The organism is Erythrobacter sp. HL-111, assembly GCF_900105095.1.
In the GTDB taxonomy this organism is placed as follows: domain Bacteria; phylum Pseudomonadota; class Alphaproteobacteria; order Sphingomonadales; family Sphingomonadaceae; genus Erythrobacter.
Genome location: NZ_LT629743.1, coordinates 2,851,435 through 2,872,911 on the forward strand (window position 1 = coordinate 2,851,435; position 21,477 = coordinate 2,872,911).

A 21,477-nucleotide genomic window follows, 5' to 3' on the forward strand; every position below is an offset into this window, starting at 1 on the left:
ATCCTGACAGGTCTTGTCATGAAGATGGCAGAGCCTGTGTGTGGGCCGGCGCGGGCCGAGGGCGCATGATCGGGGCACCTTGAAGACGAAGGGGGAATGACAATGACGACCACTCTTGCGCCCGGCTCCGCCGCCAGGCTTGCCGCGATCCTTGCGGCCTCGGCCGCCCTTGCCGCCGCTCCCGCCGCGGCCCGAGACGAGGTCGAACTCGTCACCTGCGAGACCAGTCTCGGCACGATCGCCGTCGTCGACGGCGACACCCAGGGCTGGTCCGAATACGGGCTCGGCTCCCCGCGCGCGCTGGTGAACGCGCTCGCCGTCGAAAGCGGCTGCTTCACCCCGCACAGCCCGGCAAGCGGCGAAGCGGCAGATTTCCTGATGAACGTCATCGCCGGGACCAGCGAGGAGGTCGACCAGTCGATCGAGGTCGCCAAGGGGGCGGCGATGGAAGGCCTCGTGCGATCGGGCGCGGCGGGATCGCTGCTCGGCGGCGTACCCGGCGCGGGCGCGGTGCTCGGCATGTTCGGCGGCTTCGGCGGCAAGAAGAAGCGCTACGCCGCGGGGATCAAGCTGCTGAGCCCGGCAAGCGGGCAGACCATCGTGACCGGATCGGGCGAGGTGAAGAAGACCTCGATCGACTTCGGCGGCGGGGCACCCTGGGACGCCGGTGCGAACGCCGCGGGCTATGCCGGCAACAAGAAGGGAAAGATGCTGGTCGAGGCCTTCGTCATCGCCTTCAACCAGGTCGTCGCCCAGCGAGAGACCATCGCCTCCGTCCCGGCCGCCGCGGCGGCGCCCGACTACGCCACCGTCGCCGCGGCGACGACGATGCTCGCCGCGCCCGCCGCCGATGCCGAGGCGCTCCGCAGCCTGAGGGTCGGCACCACGCTCACCCCGACCGGCCGGCGCGAGGGCCTCTTCATCGAGGCCGAGGACAATTTCGGCACGAAGGGCTGGGTCTCGATCGAGGCCCTCGACTGACGCCCGCACGCCCCGCGGCCGCTTTGCCGCCGCTTGCGCGCCCGGGCGAGTGGTGGCAGCTAGCGGCGAAGGGGCGTGCGCACGCTGGCACGGGCGGGGGGCGACGATGGATCGAAAGCCTTTGCGGATCCTCCATGTCGAGGACGACGCGCGCAGCGCCGCCGCGGTCGCGGACATCCTCGCCGCATCGGGCGACGTGCTCGTCTGGGAGGACAAGGGCAGCGCCGCGCTCCTGCGCGCGGGGCTGGAGCCGTTCGACGTGATCATCCTCGACCGGATGCTGGGCGATATCGACGGGCTCACCATTACCCGGCGCCTGCGGGAAAGCGGCATCGGCACGCCGATCCTGATCCTGTCCGCGCTGGGCCGAACCAGCGACCGCGCCGACGGGCTCGACACGGGCGCGGACGATTACCTCGCCAAGCCGTTCGAGCCCGAGGAACTGGTCGCCCGCCTGCGCGCCCTCCACCGCCGCGCGGCCGGGCGCGAACACAGCGCGGTGATCCTCTACGGCGCGTTCGAATGCCACGTGAAGGCCCGCACCGCCTTTCGCGACAACCGGCACGTTCCGCTCAGCCCCAAGGAATTCGAGCTGTTCCGCTATTTCATGGAGAACGCGGGCGAGATCGTGACCCGCGAGATGCTCCTGCGCGACGTGTGGAACATGGATTTCGATCCCCAGACCAACGTCGTCGACGTCAATATCGGGCGGCTGCGGCGCAAGCTCGAGGACGGGTTCGAGGTCCCCGCGCTGGAGACGATCTGGGGCTCGGGCTACCGGCTGCTCGGCGGGCAGGCACCCGAAAGGCGGCGATGAGCGAGGCCCGCCGGTCGATCTTCACCCGCATCGTCGCCGCGGCGATCGCGCTTTCGCTGGTGCTGCTCGCGCTGCTGTGGTGGTTCACCCACCAGACCGTCGCCGCGACGATCGAGCGCGCGGCCGCGGCCGAGGTCGATGTCGACCTCGCCGGGCTCGTCGACATCCACGCGAGCGGGGGCCAGGAGGAACTCGCCGCGCGGATCGCCGACCGCATCGCGCTCACCCCGTCGGAGGGCAGCGCGCCGCATTACCTCCTCGCCGACGACGCGGGTCGCCGGATCGCGGGCGATCTCGCGCAGTGGCCCGATCTCGACCCGATGGTCTCGGAAAGCGGCGTGATCGCGATCGGGGCGAATTCGCGCGGCTATGCGCGGGCGGTGCAGCTCGCCCCGGACCTTCGCCTGGTGGTCGCGCGGACGACCGATCTCAAGGCCCCGGTGCTGTTGGGCATCGCCTTCTCCTTCGCCGCGGGCGGCGCGGTCTTCGTCGCGCTGGTGGCGCTCGGCGGGCGGTTCGCCGCGCTCGGCCTCGCCCGCCGGATCGAGCGCATCAATCTCGCCTTCCGCGAGCCCGAGGAGGCCGCGCGCCTGCTGCCCGCCCGGCCCGAAGGCGGGGACGAGATCGACGAGCTGACCGCCCGCAGCGCCGCCGCGCTCGCACGGGTGGGCGACCTCGTCGAAGCCTACCGCGACACGTCCGAGCAGCTGGCCCACGAGATCAGGAGCCCGCTCGCCCATCTCGACAACCGGCTGGTCCAGGCGCTCGCCGCCGACCCCGCGCCCGCGGTCGCCGCTCGCCTGCTCGAGGCCCGGGCGGAGATCAGGCGGGTGGTGCGGACGCTCGAATCCCTGCTCGACATCGCCGCGAGCAAGGCGCGGCGCGGCGACCGCGCGGGGCTGGGTCCGGTCGATCTCAGCCGGATGGTCACCGCGATCTGCGAACTTTATGCCGGGAGCGCCGAGGAAGCCGGGCTGGAACTCGACTGGCGGCTCGCGCCCGGCGTGGTGATCGAGGGCGACGAAAGGCAATTGAGCCGGCTGGTGACGAACATGCTCGACAACGCGATCAAATACGTGCCCGCCGGGGGACGGGTCGAAGTCACCTTGGAACCCGGCCCGGTGCTGGTCGTCGCCGACGACGGACCGGGCATCGACCCGGGCGACGGCGAGCGGGTGTTCGAACGCTTCTATCGCGGGCGTGCGGGCGCGGGCGAGGCACCGGGCAGCGGGCTCGGGCTGGCGCTCGCGCGGGCGATCGCGGAACGGCACGACCTCGCCCTGACCTTGGAGCCCCCGCGCGAGGGCGGGCCGCAGGGCGCAGTGTTCCGCATCGGGGTGCCGAAATGAGCGCGGCGCTGCGCCCCGGCTTGGCGGTGCTCGGCCTCGCGCTCGCCGCTGCCTGCGCCGGGCCTTCGGAGGCACCCCCCGTCGCCGCCGCCGTTCCCGCCGCCCCCGCCGCCGTTCCCGCCGCCGCCGCCGCCCCCGCCACCGCCGCCGCCCCGCCGCCGCCCGAGGCAGACGAGGCCCCGGTTCCCGCCTCCGCCCCCGCGGCGCGACTTGCCCGTGCGCTGATCGAGGCCGAACGGGCGGAGCGCGCGGGCGACCGGGCGGCGCTGGCGCGCGCGGCGATGCGGCTGGGGCGCCTCGGCCCGGTCCCCGCGACGCCGGACGACGGGGCGGCGCTCGCGCGCTGGCTTGCCGCAATGCCGGAAGATGCCGCGCCAATGCGCGGGCGCGCGCTCGGCCCAGCCTTCCGTTCGGGCACGCTGCTCCCCGGGACGAGCACGCGGCTCGAACAGACCTTCCTCGGCGGGCGGGCGGCGCAGATCGTGCTGCGGGTCGCGGCCGGATCCGACCTCGCGCTTGTCGTGCGCGACCAGGCCCGGCGGCGGGTCTGTCACGCGCGCAAGGACCCGATCGAATGCCGCTGGACCCCGCTCTATACCCAGCGCCACCAGATCGAGATCGTCAACGAGGGGGCGGACCTGTCGCGTTTCTACATCGTGTTCGACTGAACGCCCGCTAGGCAGGGGAGAAGATGGGGAAAGGGGGCGGTTTCGATGACGGACGCGGGACGCGGATGGCGCGGCGGTGCGTGCGGGCTCGCGGCGCTGGCGCTCGTGGCGGGGTTCGCGTTCGCTCCGGCGGCCGCCCGCGAAAACGGTGAGGAAGCCTCCGCCGCCGAAGCCGAAGTCGAGCGGCTTATCGAACGCGCCACCGGGATTTTCAACACCACCACGCCCGATGCCGAGGGTGCGGCCACGATCATCGCCGCCTGGCAGGACGTGCAGGCCGCCGCAGGCCGGATCGCGCCCGATCATCCCGCGATCGCCCGCGCCGACATTCCGATCGCCTCGCAGCTCTACATTCTCGGCCGCAACGACGAGGCCCGCGCCGCGGTGACGCGCGGCCTTGGCGGCCTTTCCGAAGGCGATCCCGCAACGCTCGTCGTCCGCGCCGAGGGGGTGGCGCTGCTCGGCACGCTGCTCGCCCAGGCGGGCGAGGCCGAGGCCGCGGTCGCGGCGCTGGAGGAAGGCTATCGCGGCTACATGGAAAGCTTCGCCGCGCTCGCGCCGGCGGAGATCGGGCGGAGCGAGGCGGTCTCGAAGAGCAACCTCGAATTTTCGCTCTCGCAGGTCATGCTGCAATTGAGCCGGATCCCCGAAGCGCTCGACTACCAGCGGGCGAGCCTCGCCACGCGCGAGGACCATCTGGGACCGAACGATCCCGACACGATCGGCTCGATCTACGGGTACGCGGGGACCTTGCGGCGCGCCGGGCGGATGGAGGAGGCCGAGGCGCAGGCCCGGATCGCGGTCGAGCGCGCGCTCGCCCATGTCGATCCGGCGCATCCCTCGCACGCCCGCGCGCTGGAAATGCTCGCCATCATCCTCTCGCGCACCGGCCGCCCGGTCGAGGCGACCGATTACCTCGCCCGTTCGCTCGAGCTGAAGCGCACGCACGAGGGCGCGGACAGCCTCTATTTCGGATACGGTATCCATCTTCTCGCGACGATCCTGCACCAGCGCGAACGCTATGCCGAGGCCGTCCCCCTGTTCGAGGAGGCCGCGCCGATCTTCGCCCGATACCAGGGCGAGGGCAGCCCCTTCGGCCTCGGCTCGCAGGGCTATGCGGCGCAGGCCGCCTTCGCGCTGGGGCGCGAGGCCGAGGCGCTGGCGCGGCTGCGGGCGGTCGACGCGCGGATGGAGGCGGGCAGCGTCGATGCCGAGATCGCCAAGCGGATCGGCCCCGACCTCGTGCGCGCCCTGGTGCGCGCGGGCGAAACGCGCGAGGCGGCGCGGATCGCGGCGCGCGACCGGGCGCGGCTGATCGAGACCGAGGCGCAGGACGCCTTCGCATTGCGCCATGCGCTGCTGGTCGATGCCCTTGCCCGCGCCGCGCTGGCGGGCGATCCGGGCGGGGCGGCGGCAGAGGCGCGCGCGATGCTCGCATTCCTCGAACGCGACCGGGTGCGCACGCTCGCGGGAACCTGGCTGACCGAACAGCGCGCCGCGCTCGACCTCGTCATGGAAATCGCGCTCGCCCGCGGCGATCCCGACCTGATGGCGCAGGCGATCGCGCTGCTGGCCGGTTCGGGCATCGCGCAGGCAAGCGCGCTCGCCGCGGACCTGAAGGCGCTGCAACAGGCCGAGGCCGAACTCGACGCGGCCGACCGCGACCTCCTGCGCGCGCTCGCGGCGGCGAACGGGGTGGCGCAGGCCCGGGCGCGGTTCGACGCGGCGGCGCGCGCGCGCGAGGCGGCCTTCGCCACGCTCGAAGGGCGCGACGCGGCGCTCGATCCCCTGCTCGGGCAGCGCCGCCCGACGATCGCGGCGATCCGTGACCGGCTTGGCCAAGACGAGGCACTGCTTGCGCTCGCGCCGGCTTACGACGGGGCCTATGCGCTGCTGGTGACGGGGGAGGCCGCGTTGATGCACCGCATCGCCCTGCCGCGCGCGCAGCTCGTCGCGCTCGCCGCCGCGGTGCGCGACGGGGCGGCCGGGGCGGATTTCGACAGCGCGGCCTCGGCCCGGCTCGCCGAAGCCCTGCTGCCCCCGCGGGAGCGGGCGGCGCTGGCGGGCGTCGAGACGCTGCGGATCCTCGCGGGCGGCCAGCTCGCCTCGCTCCCCTTCGGCGTGCTGGTGCTGGAGCCGGGCGAGGCGGGCGGCGTCCCGCGCTTCCTGGCCGACCGCTTCGCGCTGGCGCAGGTAGCCTCGCTCGAACCGTCGGTGCCTGCGAAAGCGAGGGCGGGGGGCGGTTTCGTGGCCTTCGCCGCCCCGGTCCCGTTCGGGCGCGAGGGGCCGGGCGGGGCGCCCGTGCTCAGCCCGGCGGCCTATTTCGGGCGCGGCGGGGCGGCCGCCGAGCGGCTCGCCGCGCTTCCCCCGCTGCCCGGCTCGGAGCGCGAGGCGCGGCTTCTCGCGAGCGCCTTTGCCCCGGAAGAGACGCGCCTGTTCCTGGGGCCGGAGGCGAGCGAGGCGCGGCTCGCCGACCCGGCGGTGGCGCGGGCGGAGATCCTGCTTTTCGCCACCCACGGGCTCGTCGGCGGCGAACTCGAGGGGGTCGCGGAGCCCGCTCTCGTCCTCTCGCCCGGGGATGGCGATACGGGCGATGGCGATACGGGCGATGGCGATGCAGGTGACGGCGATGCGGGTGACGGCGTGCTCACGGCGAGCGAGATCGCCCGGCTCGATCTCGCCGCGGACTGGGTGCTGCTTTCCGCCTGCGACAGCGCGGCGGGGTTCGAGGGCGGGGTCCCGGCCTTCTCCGGGCTCGTCGCCGCTTTCCGCTTCGCCGGGGCGGGGAGCCTGCTCGCAACCCACTGGAAGGTTCGCGACGATGTCGCAGCCTTCGTCGCGACCCGGACCCTCGCCGCCTATCGCCGCCACGGCGACAAGCCGCGCGCTCTCGCCCAAGCGCTGCGCGCGCTCCGCGGCGAGAGCGGCCTGCCCGGCGCGGACCGGCCCGACGTCTGGGGGCCTTTCGTGCTGATCGACTGATCGCCGTGCCCGAAGGGCGGAGGGCGGGTTCGGGCAGGGCCGGGACATTCGCCACCGGCTCGAAACCGCGCCGCAAGAGGGCGCAAGGCGGCGACATCTTGTTTCGCATTTGCCGCGTCATCCTTTCGCGCCGCGACACATTTGCGGGCTTATCAGGCAGATAGTTCGTTTTTGGGGAGGACTTGCCCCGAAGTTTGTGACACATTCGCGGCCGGGGCGAATCAAAAATCAGGGGATTATCAATGCTGAAGCTGCATTATCTGGCTGGCGTGGGTCTGTGTGCGATCGCGGGGGGCTCCTTGCGTCGCCCGCGCTGGCTTCGGACCGAGGCGCCGAACCCAACGAGGACATCGTGCTCGAAGCGCAGGGCACTTTCCAGGGCTTCCGGCTCGATCCGCGCCGCTTCGAAGTCGCGGTGCCGGACGCGTCGGTTCTGCCCGATTTCCGGGTCCGCCGCACGCTCGAGGGGAAACCGGTCCCGCCGCAGAGCGAGCTGATCGTGCGCGACGATGTCGGGGTCGATTTCGGCGATCCCGACAATCTGGTGCCGTCGGCGGTTCAACTCTTCCGGCTGGACGGCGACAGCGGCGGGATCTTCTTCAACTGCACGGGCACGCTCATCAATCCGCGCACGGTTCTGTCGGCCGCGCACTGTTTCAACAGTGCGGGGTCGGAAACCTATGGCCTTCCGTTCGAGAATGACAGCACGATCCTGGTCGCCCCGGGGCAGAGCTCCGAGGACCGCTTGTTCACCTTCCTCGGCGGCTCCGTACCCTATAGCGAGGGTGGGATGGCGAGCAGCACCGACGTCGTCATCCACCCCGCCGCCAATCAGGAGAACATCGGCCTGCCCTTCCCGTGGGCGGACGTGGCCTTCATCGCTCTGGACGAGCCGATCACCGACGTGCCGACCCTGCCGGTCCTGCTCAGCCCGCTGGCCGAACTGACCCGCGTGATCCAGGTCGGCTACGGCACCAACGGCACGGGATCGGAGGGCGCCGTCAATACCGGGGATCCGTTCCTGCGCCGCGTCGGGGAGAACATGCTGGGCGCGATCGCCAGCCCGGCCGATCTGCTCGACACAGCCTTCCCGGCGTTCGCCCCGACACGGGACACCGTCGCTGCCGAATCGCAGGCCTTCTACTTCACCGACTTCGACAACCCCGACCGCACGCCCGAGCAGCAGGCCGGCTGCATCTTTGAAGCCGACGGGATCAGCTGCGCCGATCTCGACGCCGTCCGGGCGATCGACTGGTTCGACGGCGACGCGCTGCCGCAGGAGGCCGGGACCGCGCCGGGGGATTCGGGTTCGGCCCTGATCGTCGCCGACCTCTACGACTTCCCGGTGGTTTCCGCCGTTCTTTCGGGGGGATTCGATTTCTTCGGGCTCGGCAGCAGCTACGGCGATGTCAGCTTCTACAACCCGCTCTATCCCTTCTTCGAATTCATCACCGAGAACACGCCCTACAAATACGTCTCGGCGCAGGCGGGCGACGGCAACTGGTCCGATCCCGACCACTGGACGCAGGATCTCGACCCGGGCTTCTTCATCGACGACGGCAGCGGCAATCTCGTCAACGCCATCCCGACGGGGAACGAACCGGGCATCTTCGAGGCCGGGCCGAAGCTCGGCACGATCCTCGGCCAGGACATCTCGGGCAACAGCACCGCGCCCACCGCGTCCATCATCGGCATCGACACGAGCCTGCCGGAAAGCTCGGCCCTGCTCGGCCCGGGCTCGACCGGCTTCGTGCCGAACAACACCGACGGCAATCCCGGCACCGCCTTCGCCGCGCCGGCGCAATATTTCGACGTCATGCTCAATCGGGAGGGCCGCACGACGGTCGACATTGATGTCGAGATCGACAAGCTCTCGCTCGACCATGGCAGGGCGCAATTCGTCCTGCCCACCGGGCGGAGCTTCACCACGATCATCGGCTATGAGCAACTGAGCGGGCTTGCCCGGATCGACGGCCGGTTGGCAGCCGCGACGACCGGGCTGTTCGGCGGCCTTCTCGAAGGCACGGGGACGATCGCGAGCGATGTGGTGGCGAACGTCGGCGCGGGCGTCGCACCGGGCGGCGTGTTCGGTTTCGGCACGCTGACCGTCGATGGCGATTACATCCAGGCGAGCGGGGGTGCCCTGCTGATCGATGCCGGGCGGCAGGGGCGCAGGAGCGTGGCCGACCTGCTGGCGGTGACGGGCGATGCCTCGCTCGCCGGCGAGCTCATCGTGACGGCCCCGTTCCGCACCCGCTTCGGCGACGAGTTCAGCGTGCTGACCGCCAATTCGATCGCCGGCGAATTCGATGCCACCACGCTGGTGGCGAACCGGCCGGTGCTGTTCGCCGAATCCCGGGTCGAGGGCAACGAGGTCATCGTCACCGTCAACGCGCGGAGCCTGCGCCGGATGTTCCGGGGCAACCGCAACCTCCAATCGGTCGGCGCGGCGGTCGACACTCTGCGCTTCGACGGGCGCTTTGCCGAATTCGTCGGCCTGTTCGACGTCATCGACGGGAGCGGGATCGCCTCGCTGGTGCCGACGCTGTCCTCGCTCGCGCCGGTCAATGCCTTCGGACAGTCGGCCACCGCGACGAATTTCTCGCAGCGTTTCACCGGCCAGATCTCGCAGCGCACGCTGGCGCTGCGCGGCGGCAACCGGGCGGCGGCGGGCTTTTCCCCCGCGGGCGGCGCGGTCAACGCGATCGCCCAGTCGGGACCGAGCGCGCCGGGCCAGCTGGGCTTCTTCAGCACGGTGAGCGGGAGCTTCCTCGTCACCCCCGAACAGCGCAACACCGGCATGAACGCGCTCGAGGAAGCGGCCTTCACCCAGGCCGGCGAACTGACTCTGGGTGCCGACATGCGGATGACGGAGGATTTCACCTTCGGCTTCGCCATGACCAGCGTGCGCAACGGCATGTCCGCCGCCGGGGCGCAGCCGCGCGGCGACGATACCAACGTCTCGGGCGCAGCCTATGCCGCGCTGGAGATGGGCCGGGGCTTCACCGACGCCTATCTCGGCTTCTCCCGCCAGGACCTGGGGATCGAGCGGGCGAGCGCGGGCGATTTCCGGCGCGCCTTCGGCAACGCCCGGGCCAATGCGGAAGGCCGGCAGATCTTCGGCGGGATGCGGCTCGGCTATGCCTTCGGCCTCCTGCCCGGCCTCGAGGCCGGCCCGGTGGCGAGCGTCGATTACGTCAGCAGCGATCTGGGCGGTTACACCGAGTTCGGTGCGGGCCAGTTCGGCCTTACCGTCCTTGATCGCAACTTCACCTCGGTCGGGGCGAAGGCGGGGCTCATGGCCTCGCTCGACACCGGCATCGGGCGCAAGGGCCGACTGAGCGCGTTCGGGTCGGTCGCCTATTCGCGCGAGGTGGCGGACACGGTCGATGAAGTCACCGCGCACTTCGCCGGGGCCGAGGACGTGCCGTTCAGCATCGTCAACCCGCTCGATCCCGAATGGGTTTCGGTCACGGCAGGGGCGGATTTCGCGCTCGGCTCGCGCTTCACCATTGGACTGAGCGCGCATTCGGATCTCGGCCGCGGCGTGCTGAGCAACGACGAGGCGCGGGTCAACGTCGGCTTCCGGTTCTGACCCGCCAATGCGGGACGCGGGGGTGGCCCCCGCGTCCCGCGCAAGGCGGTCAGATGTCGCCGAAATCCCCGCCCCGTCCGCGCCCGGCGGAAAAGCGCGCGGCCCCTGCGCGCCCTGCGGCAAGGTTCGCCATGCCGAGTTCGAATTCGATGGCCATCGCCTCCGCCACGTCGAGCGTTTCGCCCCGATAGAGCGATTCGCGGTCGGATCGCATCGTCGCCTGCGGGAAGCGGGCGATCTCCCGGGCGAGCGCGATGGCTTCGGCGCGCGCGCGGCCTTTCGCGACGACCCGGTCGGCCAGCCCGATCGCCTTCGCCTCCGCCGCATCCACCGCCCGGCCGGTAAGGATCATGTCGAGCGCCCGCCCCCGCCCGACGATGCGCGGCAGGCGGACCGTGCCCCCGTCGATCAGCGGGACGCCCCAGCGGCGGCAGAACACCCCGAAGACGGCATCCTCCTCGACCACGCGCAGGTCGCACCAGCAGGCGAGTTCGAGCCCGCCCGCGACGGCATGGCCGGCGACCGCGGCGATCACGGGCTTGGCGAGGACCAGGCGGGTCGGCCCCATCGGCCCGTCGCCTTCGGAGCTGACACGGTTGCCCGCGCCCTCGGCGAAGCTCTTGAGGTCGGCCCCGGCGCAGAACGTGTCCCCGGCCCCGGCGAGCACGGCGACCGCGGCCCCCGCATCGCGTTCGAAATCGCGGAAGGCATCGGCCAGCGCCGCCGCCGTCTTCCGGTCGACCGCGTTGCGCCGTTCGGGCCGGTCGATCGTGACGATGCGGACGGGGCCTTCGTTCTCGACCTGCACGGTGTTCGTCATCGCTGTCCTCCTTCGGGGAGCCTTCCCTGCCCCCGCCTCGCCCTAGCATCGCGGTGCCGGGGCGCCACCCGTGATCCTTCGCGAAGGGGGCGAAGCAGGATCGGGGAATCGCCCAAGATGTCGCTCTCATAAAACTTGTGGATAACGACTTTTATATCTGCAAACAGAAGGCCTCTACTAATCGAAAGATGAAAAAGGAAGGCGTTGGAGAAATCGTATAATATAGTATATTGGAGAAATATCAACCAACCGCTTAGGTTTTCCATATTCAGGGGAGGCCCAGATGGTGGGGTATGATTCGTTAGCGCGGTTAGTTCTCGCGACCTATACACATAGGCCCCAAACCAATGGCGAAGGCGCGCCACGCGCATCGCTCGAACCCGACGAGATCCTGCTCAAGCACATCCTGACGGAAGGCGTCCGCGGCTCCCGGTCGAAGGGGGAATACCTCTGCCGCCAGGGCTCTCTCGCCGACGAGGTGCACGCGCTCACCTCGGGCGCCCTCGGCGTCTCAATGCGCGGGGTCGGCAGCCGGGCGCGCTACCATTTCTTCCTGTTCGCACCTTTTCTCGTGATCCCGCCGGTCAATTCCGAGGGGCGCACGCCGCTGTCGATGGAGTGTCTTTCGCCGTGCGAGATCCACACGATCTCGCGCCGGACCCTTGCCCGGCTGATGGACGAGGGCGAGATCCCGTCCACGGCGATCGAGCTCAACCTTGCGCGCCTGCTCGACATCGCGAACCAGCAGCTCGCCAACCTCTTGTGCCGCAACGGCGCGGCGCGGGTCGCGCTGATGCTGAGCCTGCTCGCCGCGACCCTTCGCAAGAGCGCGCCGGTCGACGGCGAAGACGACCGCAGCGACGGGCTCGCGATCGAGCTGACGCAGGTGCAGCTCGCTTCCTCGCTCGGGATGAGCCCGGTCTATCTCAACCAGATCCTCAAGACCTTCAAGCGCGAAGGGATCATCAGCACGCGATCGGGGCGGCTGTTCATCGAGAACGAGGACGCGCTGAGAAGAATGGCGCTGAACGAATGTGACAATTGAGCGAATGTCCGGCCAAGCCGAAAGTTCAAAGATAATTCGATTCAAGAATCGTTAAGCAATAATTATCGCCGTTATCCCCCCCCGAAATTGCCCGAATCACTCCCGCTGTATGATTATGAAGATGCTCAAATACTGGGCAATCGTAAACAACAGGAGCTGGTATCATGAAGCATGGTCTATATGCAGGCGCGGCAAGCGTTGCCCTGTGTCTTGCGGGCCCGGCGTTCGCCGACGTCACCGTGGTGGGCACGATCGACCTCGAGAAGACGATCGATGTCGACGAAACGATCGACATCGACCATGACGTCGATCTCGACGTCGATGTCGACCTCGAAGCGGAGAAGTTCGCGGAATCGATCGCGATCGCCAACCAGGCGAACTACGACAACGAGGTGTGCTCGAACTGCGCCGAGAAGGAAGACCTGATCTTCGACTCGGCCAGCGACAACGAGGGCATCGTGTCGCTCAACCAGTCGGTGGGCAACATGAACAACTCCGGCACGCTGGTGAGCGTCGCGATCGATGCGACCGGCAATGCGCCGCCCGAAGTCGTCAACGACGGCAACAGCGGGTTCGCCGAAAGCCTCGCCGCCGCCGACCAGCGCAACGGCACGCCCGCCGCGCTGGCCTTCCCCGACGGCAACTACGCGGACGGCGCGAACACCATCGACACGGTGAACGTGATCTTCCGCAATGCGGAGATCAACGATTCGTTCAACGCCAACACCGGCCTCGTCTACGGCAACCAGGCGACGGGCAACATGGCCAACCAGGTCAATGTCCTCAGCCTCGCCTTCGCCATCGACGACAATGGCGTGGCGATTTCCGAAGCCGATCTCGGCCAGGTCAACGCCAACAGCACCGTCGCCGAATCCGGCGATCCGGACGACAATTTCGATCTCGGCGTGGTGAAGGTCGCGAGCGCGGTCGGTTCGCTCAACGGCAACACCGGCATCGTCGGCGTCAACCAGTCGGTCGGCAACATGGCTAACCAGGCGAACGTGGTCTCGATCGCGGCGGTCGGCTCGAGCCTTCCGACCTTCTGATCCGCAGCACCCAACTCAAGCGAAAAGGAATTTATCCATGACTCGTTTTGTAAGCAGTTCGGCGCTCGCGCTGATCCTCGCGGCCGGCCTCGCGGCACCCGCCCATGCGGATGTCCAGATCACCGGCACGGTCGATGTCGACAAGGACATCACCATCACCGTCGATACCGACAAGGACAAGGACGTCGATGTCGATGTCGATTTCGATGCCGATCTCCAAGGTTCGGCCAAGTCGGACGCGATCGTCAACGCCACGGTCGATGACGTGACCATCGGCCCGGTCGAAGGCCAGGACGAGATGGGCATCGACAAGACCGTCAGCACGATCGGTTCGGTCAACGAGAACACCGGCATCGTGCAGTTCAACCAGGAAGGCGGGGCCATGATCAACCAGGGCAACGTCATCTCGGCCGCGGCGATCTTCAGCGGGGACGAGGATTTCCAGATCGCGATGTCGGAAGCCTATGCCGACCAGCGCATCACGGATTCGGAATCGACCCACACCGAAGGGTTCGAAAACCTCGCAGGGCTGGTCGATGACAACGGCGACGTCACGCTCGACGGTGACTTCGAATACGACCTCACCGCGCAGATCGTCGACTCCTACAACGGCAACACCGGGATCGCGATGGGCAACCAGGCGGTCGGCAATGGTGCGAACCAGCACAACGTCCTGTCCCTCGCGGTCGGAGACAACGCGCTGGTGGCGCTGTCGGATGCGGGTCTCGGCCAGCAGAACAGCGGCAACCAGCTGACCGACGTCAACACCCTCAAGCAGGGCGAGGTCGTCGGCTCGCTAAACGGCAACGCCGGTATCGTGGCGGTCAACCAGTCGACCGGCCACTTCAACAACCAGGCCACCGTCGTATCGGTCGCGGCGCTTACCAGCGCCGTGGGGCTCGGCCAGTAGGTCGGCCGGGTGACGGGGCGGTGCCCCGGATGCTGGGCCCCCATGCATCAAGCCGCCTCGTCACCCATCCACCTCAGCCCGACAGGACCTGAACCAATGTTCCGCCTTCGACCCATCACCGGCCGGTCGCCCGGCGCGCTGCTCGCCCTTGCGGCTGGCCTGACGCTCGCCTGCGCGGGACCGGGCGCGGCGCAGGAAAGCGAGGACGAACCCGAGGGTTTCGCACCCGAACGCCCCGAACGCAGCGCCGCGCAGCTCGACGATGTCGGCAACGAGGGGACGGGGGTATTTCATCTCAACCAGGCCGCCGCCGATGCGGTCAACCAGGACAACGTCCTCGTCGCCGCGCTGGTGGAGGGCACGGGCGCGGCCTTCGCCGACGGCGCGACGACGCAGGCCAATGCGGGCCTCGACCTCGCCTTTGCGGGCGGCGATGCGAATATCGCCGGGACCGCGAACGAAGCGCGCGGGATCGTCGGCATCAACCAGTCGGCCGCGAGCGGTTCCTCGCAGGGCAACCTCGTCGGGCTCGCGCTGGCGAGGGGCGAGGACGGGCTCGCCGTCGCTTCGCTCGCGGCGACGGCACGCGCGCAGCCACAGGCCTGGGCAGAGGGCGCCTTCGCGGTCGGCCCGGCCGGGGCATCATCGGTTTCCCTGTCCGATTCCGGCAACGCGGCATCGGGCATCCTCCAGGCCAACCAGGCGGCCGGGGCAGGCGCCGCGCAGGCGAACATCGCCGCCATCGCGGTCGCCGAAAACGGCTTTGCCCTTGCCGACGCGCTGGCGGATGTCCCGGCGGGCGGCGGAGAGGGGCACGGCGATCTTCCCGTTCCGGCGGGCAGCGCCGCGATCACGGGCAGTTTCAACGGCGCAAGCGGGCTCGTCCAGCTCAATCAGGCGGCGGGCAGCGGCAACGCGCAGACCAATCTTTTCGCCGCGGCCTTCGGGACCCATGCAAGCGCCTCGGCCATCCCGGAAGCGGGGCTCGGCGAGATGCGCCCGGTTCCTGCCGGAGACGCGCAGGCGCAGGACGAAGAGGCGGGCGCGCAGCTTTCGATCGCCGATTCCTTCGCGGGCTTCACCGGGGTCGCGCAGGTTTCGCAGGTCGTCGGTCACGGCAACCAGACGGCCAACACGGTCAGCGTCTCGGTCAGCCGGGGGCCGGGCCTGTGAGCGCGCGCGCTGCCCCGATCGCCGCGGCCGCGCTGCTCGGCATCGCGCTGCCGGCGCTCGCCAATCCCCCGGTCGACCTGCCGGGCGGGGGGATGCTGCAGGTCAAGGTCCGCTCGCTCGCCGAGATGCGGTTCAAGGGCATCACCCGCCAGTCGCGCGACCTGAGCTGCGGCGCGGCGGCTGTCTCGACCCTGCTCGAACACGGCTACGGGCTCGATGCGTCGGAAGGCGAGGTGATCTCCAGCATCTTCGAGATCACGCCCGAAGACCAGCACGTGTCGATCGCCCGGCAGGGATTCTCGCTGCTCGAACTCAAGCGCTACCTCGAGGCGCGCGGTTTCGCGGCCGGAGGGTTCCAGCTCGATTCGGTCGAGAAGCTCGCCAATCTAAGGGTGCCGGTGATCGCGCTCATCAACGTGCGCGGATACAACCATTTCGTGGTGATCAAGCGGGTCGACGGGGACAAGGTGCTGATCGCCGATCCGGCCTTCGGCAACAGCCGCCCGACGCTCGAGGTCTTCGCCGGGAGCTGGGACGGCATCATCCTCGCTGCGGCACGGGCCGACATGCAGCCCGATCCCGAATTCATGCAGGACCCGACGATCCTCGCGCGGCCCGGCGACCTGCGCTCGATCGCGGTCGCGCTCGGCGCCACGCAGATCGCATTGCCGGGAGAATTCTAGCCGGGGCTGGCGGGATGCCCCAGGGGGAACGGTTTTTTTGACGCAGGAGGAAAGGGTATGAGTAGCCATCTGAAGGTTAGTGCGGCCCTTGCCGCGAGTATCGCTCTCGTCGGGACCGGCGGCATCGCCCGCGCCGAAGAGGGCACGGGGCCGATGTCGGCCGAGCCCGGGCTGGTCCGGCTCGTCTTCGGCGACCACCCGAACTCCGCGGGCCGGGTCATCGAGGAGCCGGAACTCGCCGATCTTCGCGGCGGCTATCGCGGGGTCTATTTCGAGCTGTTCGGCTACGGCGATCTTTCCCGGATGGGCGGCACGCTGCCCGACGGCGTCGAGATCGCCTCCCAATCGGCCGATCTCGTGAGCCTCAGCGTCGGCCTCGCAACGCTCCCCAACACCGGCGGTTTCGCCCAGTTCGCCTCGGTCGTGGGCGACAACAACGTGGTCAACAACAATCTCGTGCTCAACGTCTACTTCCTCGACGGGGGTGTCGCCGACACGAGCAACATCAGGAATGGCGGGATCTTCGGCCTCTAGGCGCCGAAGACCGCATGCGTCCGGGGCCGCAGAGCCCCGGTTCGGGGAAAGCATTCGAGGAGGGGGCACATGATGGCTTTGAGAGGCTTCGATCGCGCGCGCGTGGTGACGGGCGGGGGGAACCGGGGGTGGAGCGCGGGAGGCCGGGCCGGGTGCAGCGGCTTCGCGCTCGTCGTGGCGCTCGTGGCGGCGGGGACGGGCGCGCAGGCGCGCGAGGTCGCCGACTGCGCCGACGACAAGGGCGGCGACCGGCTGTGCCGGCTCGAGGCGCGGCTCGACCAGCAGGAGCGCCGGATCGACGAGCTCGAGGCGGTCGTCGCCTGGCAGGCCGAGGAGATCGCCGCGCGCGACCGCACCCTCGCCGCCGAGCGGGCCGAGGTCCAGAGCCTCCAGCTGACCCTTGCCGAACGCGACGGCCTCCCGGACGCGCCGCGCCTCGCCTACCGGCCTATGCTCGCGACCGGGGCGGCGGCATGGCAGGACGCGCCGCAAGGGCAAGGGCAAGCTCAGGGGCAGGGGCCGCAGCCGGGCGAGGCCGCGCAGCCCGCCGCGGGGCAGGTCGCCGCCGGGCCGCAGGAGCCCGACGAGGGCCGCCCGCAATCCGAACAGGCGGTCGACCAGCTCCTGCTCGACCAGGGCGGCGTGCTGCTGTCGCCCGGTCGGCTCCAGATCGAGCCAAGTTTCGAATACACCTCGATCTCCAGCGACCGGGTGAACATTTCCGGTTTCTCGATCTTCAACGCCATCGTCATCGGCAGCATCAGGGTCGACGACGTCAACCGCGACATCCTGACCGGCTCGATCACCGCGCGCTACGGCACCGGCTCGCGCTCGCAGGTCGATCTGAGGGTGCCCTTCGTCTATCGCAACGACACCGAGACCACCGGGATCGGGACGGGCGATGCGACCGAACGGGCGATCACCGGGCACGGCCTGGGCGACATCGGGCTGACCCTGTCGTGGCAGGCGCTCGCCGCCAGGAAGGCGCGCCCGGCGACGATCCTCAGGGTCGCGGCCGAATATCCGACCGGCAGGAGCGCCTTCGAGATACCCCGCGTCCCCGTGAGCGAGGACAGCCCCGAGGAGATCCTCACCGAAGCGCCGACCGGCTCGGGCTTCTTCACCGTTTCGCCCGGCGTCACCTTCGTTTGGCCGATCGATCCGGTGGTCCTGTTCGCAGGAGGGGCCTACAACCTGCCCTTCGGCAAACGGTTCGACGACTTCGGCTTCGTCGATCCCGGCCACGGGTTCGAATTCTTCGCGGGCATGAACATGTCGATCAACGAACGTGTCTCGATGAACTTCTCCTTCCTCGACGCGCAGCGGTTCGCGACGCGGTCGAACGGGACCAGGATTCCAGGGTCGGGGACGCATGACGCGCGGCTTTCGCTCGGGGCGGCGATCGGCCTCAGCGACCGGACCTCGCTGGTGATCTCGACCGCGACCGGGCTGACCGACGAATCCCCCGACTTCACCTTCGGGATCCGTCTGCCGACGACCTTCTGAGGGGCAAGGGGGGGCTGCCGGCAGGCGTCGCCCGGACAATCCGCGCGCCGGTCCCGCCTTCGCCCTGGGTGCAGCCTGGCCGCGGGGAGTGTAACCTCGGGCCGGGTTCGGGCGAACCGTTCATTGCACGCCGTTTCCGGGCGTTCGCAATCAAGAGGGAGCACCACCATGCATAATTTCGTCCTGCCGGGTTTCTTGCTGGGCGGCCTTGCCGCCGCCGCGATCGTTCAGCCTGCCCATGCCGCCGAGTTCAGGCCCTATTCCGACGCCGCATTCGCCGCCGCGCAGGCCGAGGGCCGGCCGATCCTGATCGACGTCCATGCCTCCTGGTGCCCGGTCTGCGCTCGCCAGCAGCCCCTGATCGAGCGCGCCGCCGAAGACCCCGCGAACGCCGATCTCGTCGTCTTCAGGCTCGATTTCGACAGCCAGAAGGCCGAGCAGCGCCGTTTCCGGGTGACGAAGCAGAGCACCCTGATCGCCTTCGACGGCAAGCGCGAGACCGCCCGCCTGCTCGGCTCCACCGATGGCGAGGCGATCGCCCGGCTCATCGCCTCGACCCGCGGGTGAGGCGGGGGAATGGACCTGCTCGCCCTTGCCGTGGCGCTGCTCGCCGGGATCCTCACCTTCCTGAACCCGTGCGTGCTGCCGATCCTGCCGCTGGTCTTCGCGGCCTCGGCCAACGAACACCGGTTCGGACCGGCGGTGCTCGCGGCGGGGCTGGCGCTTTCCTTCACTGCGGCCGGACTGTTCGTCGCGACGATCGGAGTTTCGCTCGGGATCGATCCGGACCTGCTGCGCGTCCTGTCGGCCGGCCTGCTGATCGTGTTCGGCGCGCTGCTCGCGCTGCCGCGCGCGCAATACGCCCTGCAGACCGCGATGGGCCCGGTCGCCGACTGGGGATCGCGGCGCAGCGAGGAACACGATCGGCGCGGGCTCGGCGGGCAGTTCGGCCTCGGCCTCCTGCTCGGCGCTGTGTGGAGCCCCTGCGTCGGCCCGACGCTGGGCGCTGCGACCCTGCTCGCGAGTCAGGGCGACCGGCTCGCCGTGGCGGCGCTGACCATGTCGGTCTTCGGCATCGGGGCGGCGATCCCGCTCCTGCTGATCGGCACGGTCCTGCGTCCGAGGATGGCGGCCATGCTGAAAGGCCTCGGGGCGGCGGGCCGCGCCGGCAAGGTGCTGCTGGGCAGCGGCATGATCGTCGCGGGCGCCTTCGTCCTGACGGGCCTCGACAAGCGGTTCGAGACCCTGCTGGTCGAGACGAGCCCCGCCTGGCTCATCGACCTGACGACGCGGTTCTGATGCGCGCCGACGACGCCAGCCTGTCCGCCCTCATGGGCAAGGCGCAGGCCGGCGACCGCGCGGCCTATCGCGCCGTGCTCGAACACAGCCGCGCCTGGCTCGTCCGGTTCTACCGCGGACGGATCGATCCGGCGAGCGCGGAGGACCTCGTGCAGGAGACCCTGATGTCGATCCACGCCAAGCGCGCGACCTACGATCCCTCGCGCCCATTTCTCCCCTGGCTCGCCGCGATCGCGCGCTATCGCTGGGTCGACCGGCTCCGCCGGACCGGTTCCCGGGGCGAGACCGAGCTCGACGAGGCCCTGGCCGAAGGGGACCACGAAGCGGGCATCCTCGCCCGGATCAGCATCGACCGGATGCTCGCACGCCTGTCGAAGGGGCAGGGCGATGCGATCCGCCTGGTCAAGATCGAGGGCCTTTCCATCGCCGAGGCCAGCCGAAGGACCGGGCAGTCGGAATCGCTGGTCAAGGTGAACATCCACCGTGGCCTCAGGAAACTCGCCGATCATGTTGAAAGCGAATAATCCCATGAAACCATCGAACGGGGCGCGGATCGATGATCTCGTCGCCGACCTCGCGCCGGTGCGCCGGGTCAGGAAACGCACCGGATTGCTGCTCGTCGCGGCCGCGACGCTGCTGGCTTTCGCCGTGACCGCACCCCTGTTCGGGCTGCGGCCGGACCTTGTTGCGCTGGAGCCGGCGGAGATCGTCCTGCTGCGTTCGGGCACCTTGCTGCTGATGGGCGCGGCGGCCGCGCTCGCTGTCACCGCGAGCGCTTCGCCCGGTGTCGGTTCGCGGCGCGAGGGGTGGCGTTGGGCGCTCGGCGCCGCCCTGCTGTTTCCCGTCACCAGCCTCGCGCTGACGCTGGGCGGTGCGCCCTTTCCCGTTGCCATCCTGACGGCGGGAAGCGTCCCCTACTGCCTCGGCATCAGCCTTTCGAGCGCGCTCGCGATCGGCGGCGTGCTGACGCTGTGGCTGCGGCGCGGGGCGGTCACCGAACGCCGCCGCGCCGGGTGGCTGACGGGGCTTGCCGCGGGGGCGCTCGGCACCTTCGTCTACAACCTCGGCTGCCCGAGCGATTCGGTGCACTATGTCGCGCTGTGGTACGGGCTCGCCGTGGCCAGCGCAGCGTTTCTCGGCCGGCTTGCGGTGCCGCGGATGCTGCGCTGGTGATCCGTGCGGAGCGGCCTCGAGCGGGCGGGGGCGCTAGGCCGCGGTCGGCCCTTCGAGCGGGCGGTGCGCGCGGCGCGCGTCGAGTTCGTCGACGAAGCCGTGGTTGACGTCGCGGTGCTCCGCCTCGTCGGCACGGACCGCGATGATCACGTCGCGCAGCCGGGCATTGGCCGGAAGCTGCCAGTAATCGATCGCGATCTGCGGCGCGGGCAGGTTCTCGTGCCGTCCGGCATCGACCTCGGCGAGATAGGCGGTGTAGCTGATCACCGCCTCTTCCTCGAAATAGCCCACCACCCGGTGCGCCGTGCGCGGGGCGAGAAGGTAGAGGAAGAAGTAGAAATTGTAGAACACGACCTGGACGATCGCGATCAGCAGCCGTTCGAACGCGCTCGGCTGGGCGATCTCGATGAACGTCATCAGGTGCATCCGCTCGTTCTCTGCCTCGTCGAGCAGGGTGCGAATCCAGCCCTCGTCGTCGCGCATCTTGCGCAGCGCGGTGAGGTGCTGCCACAGCCCGCCCACCATGCCCGGGACGGCCGCAACCGTTTCGAGCACCACGGCGCGGTGGCCGTAGCGCCTCGAAAAGAACGTGTCGGCGACGAGGCGCAGCGCCTTGACGAAGGCGAAGGCGACCTTGTCGCTGGCATTGCGCGGCGGCACATGGCTGTCGAGCGCGGCGGCGTGATTGACCTGCCGGATCAGCGGGCGGTGATCGATCGGTTTCATGGTTCTCGGGATACCCAAAGCTCGCCTGGCCCCTTCTACCCGACCCCGTCGAGCGCCCTGACCAGAACTCCATCGGCCTTCACGATATGGGCTTCGGGCACGCTCGATACCCGCGAAACCGGCGCACCGGATGTGCACATAAACGCAACCAGGGACGCCTATTGCCTCGC

The 21,477-nt window shown here is 69.8% G+C and carries 19 protein-coding genes; 17 read left to right on the plus strand and 2 right to left on the minus strand.

Features of this window, described 5'->3' with window-relative positions; genetic code table 11:
* Positions 1-102: 102 nt before the first annotated feature.
* The 6 genes from BLU08_RS13425 to BLU08_RS13450 all read left to right on the plus strand — a co-directional run bounded on the left by BLU08_RS13425 (position 103) and on the right by BLU08_RS13450 (position 10,392).
* Positions 103-981 carry a hypothetical protein gene (locus BLU08_RS13425; protein ID WP_090200232.1) on the plus strand — a complete coding sequence of 293 codons (879 nt, stop codon included), beginning with the start codon at positions 103-105 and terminating at the stop codon, positions 979-981.
* A gap of 106 nt (positions 982-1,087) precedes the next feature.
* On the plus strand, positions 1,088-1,798 hold the full coding sequence (locus BLU08_RS13430) for a response regulator transcription factor (protein ID WP_090200235.1): 711 nt from the start codon (positions 1,088-1,090) through the stop codon (positions 1,796-1,798).
* Positions 1,795-3,147: a HAMP domain-containing sensor histidine kinase gene (locus BLU08_RS13435; protein ID WP_090200238.1), complete on the plus strand. Its 1,353-nt coding sequence runs from the start codon at positions 1,795-1,797 to the stop codon at positions 3,145-3,147. The genes BLU08_RS13430 and BLU08_RS13435 overlap by 4 nt, the downstream gene beginning before the upstream one ends.
* Positions 3,144-3,815, plus strand: coding sequence for a hypothetical protein (locus tag BLU08_RS15350; RefSeq protein ID WP_090200240.1), 672 nt, complete (start codon positions 3,144-3,146; stop codon positions 3,813-3,815). Before BLU08_RS13435 ends, BLU08_RS15350 begins: the two co-directional genes overlap by 4 nt.
* Before the next feature lie 45 nt (positions 3,816-3,860).
* The gene (locus BLU08_RS13445; protein ID WP_090200242.1) at positions 3,861-6,797 is read left to right on the plus strand and encodes a CHAT domain-containing tetratricopeptide repeat protein; all 2,937 of its coding nucleotides are present in this window, start codon (positions 3,861-3,863) and stop codon (positions 6,795-6,797) included.
* Positions 6,798-7,149: 352 nt separating this feature from the next.
* Positions 7,150-10,392: an autotransporter domain-containing protein gene (locus BLU08_RS13450; protein WP_157674563.1), complete on the plus strand. Its 3,243-nt coding sequence runs from the start codon at positions 7,150-7,152 to the stop codon at positions 10,390-10,392.
* Between the two features lie 49 nt (positions 10,393-10,441).
* Here BLU08_RS13450 and BLU08_RS13455 read toward each other — a convergent pair whose 3' ends face one another.
* Positions 10,442-11,212, minus strand: a complete 771-nt coding sequence (locus tag BLU08_RS13455; RefSeq protein WP_090200247.1) for a crotonase/enoyl-CoA hydratase family protein — start codon at positions 11,210-11,212, stop codon at positions 10,442-10,444.
* A gap of 283 nt (positions 11,213-11,495) precedes the next feature.
* Here BLU08_RS13455 and BLU08_RS13460 point away from each other — a divergent pair, with 283 nt between their 5' ends.
* From BLU08_RS13460 to BLU08_RS13510, 11 genes are all read left to right on the plus strand, one after another.
* On the plus strand, positions 11,496-12,257 hold the full coding sequence (locus BLU08_RS13460) for a Crp/Fnr family transcriptional regulator (protein ID WP_090200249.1): 762 nt from the start codon (positions 11,496-11,498) through the stop codon (positions 12,255-12,257).
* 164 nt (positions 12,258-12,421) lie between these two features.
* On the plus strand, positions 12,422-13,303 hold the full coding sequence (locus BLU08_RS13465) for a hypothetical protein (protein WP_090200251.1): 882 nt from the start codon (positions 12,422-12,424) through the stop codon (positions 13,301-13,303).
* 37 nt (positions 13,304-13,340) lie between these two features.
* The gene (locus tag BLU08_RS13470; RefSeq protein WP_090200253.1) at positions 13,341-14,213 is read left to right on the plus strand and encodes a hypothetical protein; all 873 of its coding nucleotides are present in this window, start codon (positions 13,341-13,343) and stop codon (positions 14,211-14,213) included.
* A 96-nt stretch (positions 14,214-14,309) separates the two neighbouring features.
* Positions 14,310-15,386: a hypothetical protein gene (locus BLU08_RS13475; protein WP_090200256.1), complete on the plus strand. Its 1,077-nt coding sequence runs from the start codon at positions 14,310-14,312 to the stop codon at positions 15,384-15,386.
* Complete coding sequence (locus BLU08_RS13480) at positions 15,383-16,069, plus strand: C39 family peptidase (RefSeq protein WP_090200259.1); 687 nt, start codon at positions 15,383-15,385, stop codon at positions 16,067-16,069. The genes BLU08_RS13475 and BLU08_RS13480 overlap by 4 nt, the downstream gene beginning before the upstream one ends.
* 57 nt (positions 16,070-16,126) lie before the next feature.
* Positions 16,127-16,603, plus strand: a complete 477-nt coding sequence (locus BLU08_RS13485) for a hypothetical protein (RefSeq protein WP_090200260.1) — start codon at positions 16,127-16,129, stop codon at positions 16,601-16,603.
* Between the two features lie 69 nt (positions 16,604-16,672).
* Entirely contained in the window at positions 16,673-18,109 is a 1,437-nt protein-coding gene (locus BLU08_RS13490) for a hypothetical protein (RefSeq protein WP_090200262.1), read from the plus strand.
* 168 nt (positions 18,110-18,277) lie between these two features.
* Positions 18,278-18,676: a thioredoxin family protein gene (locus BLU08_RS13495; RefSeq protein WP_090200264.1), complete on the plus strand. Its 399-nt coding sequence runs from the start codon at positions 18,278-18,280 to the stop codon at positions 18,674-18,676.
* Positions 18,677-18,685: 9 nt separating this feature from the next.
* Positions 18,686-19,408 carry a cytochrome c biogenesis CcdA family protein gene (locus BLU08_RS13500; RefSeq protein WP_090200266.1) on the plus strand — a complete coding sequence of 241 codons (723 nt, stop codon included), beginning with the start codon at positions 18,686-18,688 and terminating at the stop codon, positions 19,406-19,408.
* Positions 19,408-19,932 (plus strand): sigma-70 family RNA polymerase sigma factor, encoded by a 525-nt coding sequence (locus BLU08_RS13505; RefSeq protein WP_090200269.1) that lies wholly within the window; start codon positions 19,408-19,410, stop codon positions 19,930-19,932. Before BLU08_RS13500 ends, BLU08_RS13505 begins: the two co-directional genes overlap by 1 nt.
* Before the next feature lie 4 nt (positions 19,933-19,936).
* Positions 19,937-20,581 carry an NrsF family protein gene (locus BLU08_RS13510; protein WP_157674564.1) on the plus strand — a complete coding sequence of 215 codons (645 nt, stop codon included), beginning with the start codon at positions 19,937-19,939 and terminating at the stop codon, positions 20,579-20,581.
* Between the two features lie 33 nt (positions 20,582-20,614).
* On the opposite strand, the gene BLU08_RS13515 is transcribed toward BLU08_RS13510, so the two are convergent.
* Positions 20,615-21,307, minus strand: a complete 693-nt coding sequence (locus BLU08_RS13515; RefSeq protein ID WP_090200274.1) for an alternative oxidase — start codon at positions 21,305-21,307, stop codon at positions 20,615-20,617.
* Between the last annotated feature and the right edge of the window lie 170 nt (positions 21,308-21,477).

Excerpts from the sequence above, each read along its gene's own strand:
- BLU08_RS13490 (WP_090200262.1), top strand. The coding sequence starts at position 16,673 with ATGATGGCTTTGAGAGGCTTCGATCGCGCGCGCGTGGTGACGGGCGGG.
- BLU08_RS13445 (WP_090200242.1), top strand. The coding sequence starts at position 3,861 with ATGACGGACGCGGGACGCGGATGGCGCGGCGGTGCGTGCGGGCTCGCG.
- BLU08_RS13425 (WP_090200232.1), top strand. The coding sequence starts at position 103 with ATGACGACCACTCTTGCGCCCGGCTCCGCCGCCAGGCTTGCCGCGATC.
- BLU08_RS13505 (WP_090200269.1), top strand. The coding sequence starts at position 19,408 with ATGCGCGCCGACGACGCCAGCCTGTCCGCCCTCATGGGCAAGGCGCAG.
- BLU08_RS13435 (WP_090200238.1), top strand. The coding sequence starts at position 1,795 with ATGAGCGAGGCCCGCCGGTCGATCTTCACCCGCATCGTCGCCGCGGCG.
- BLU08_RS13460 (WP_090200249.1), top strand. The coding sequence starts at position 11,496 with ATGGTGGGGTATGATTCGTTAGCGCGGTTAGTTCTCGCGACCTATACA.
- BLU08_RS13485 (WP_090200260.1), top strand. The coding sequence starts at position 16,127 with ATGAGTAGCCATCTGAAGGTTAGTGCGGCCCTTGCCGCGAGTATCGCT.
- BLU08_RS13495 (WP_090200264.1), top strand. The coding sequence starts at position 18,278 with ATGCATAATTTCGTCCTGCCGGGTTTCTTGCTGGGCGGCCTTGCCGCC.
- BLU08_RS13455 (WP_090200247.1), bottom strand. The coding sequence starts at position 11,212 with ATGACGAACACCGTGCAGGTCGAGAACGAAGGCCCCGTCCGCATCGTC.
- BLU08_RS13470 (WP_090200253.1), top strand. The coding sequence starts at position 13,341 with ATGACTCGTTTTGTAAGCAGTTCGGCGCTCGCGCTGATCCTCGCGGCC.
- BLU08_RS13465 (WP_090200251.1), top strand. The coding sequence starts at position 12,422 with ATGAAGCATGGTCTATATGCAGGCGCGGCAAGCGTTGCCCTGTGTCTT.
- BLU08_RS13430 (WP_090200235.1), top strand. The coding sequence starts at position 1,088 with ATGGATCGAAAGCCTTTGCGGATCCTCCATGTCGAGGACGACGCGCGC.
- BLU08_RS13475 (WP_090200256.1), top strand. The coding sequence starts at position 14,310 with ATGTTCCGCCTTCGACCCATCACCGGCCGGTCGCCCGGCGCGCTGCTC.
- BLU08_RS13510 (WP_157674564.1), top strand. The coding sequence starts at position 19,937 with ATGAAACCATCGAACGGGGCGCGGATCGATGATCTCGTCGCCGACCTC.
- BLU08_RS13515 (WP_090200274.1), bottom strand. The coding sequence starts at position 21,307 with ATGAAACCGATCGATCACCGCCCGCTGATCCGGCAGGTCAATCACGCC.
- BLU08_RS13500 (WP_090200266.1), top strand. The coding sequence starts at position 18,686 with ATGGACCTGCTCGCCCTTGCCGTGGCGCTGCTCGCCGGGATCCTCACC.
- BLU08_RS15350 (WP_090200240.1), top strand. The coding sequence starts at position 3,144 with ATGAGCGCGGCGCTGCGCCCCGGCTTGGCGGTGCTCGGCCTCGCGCTC.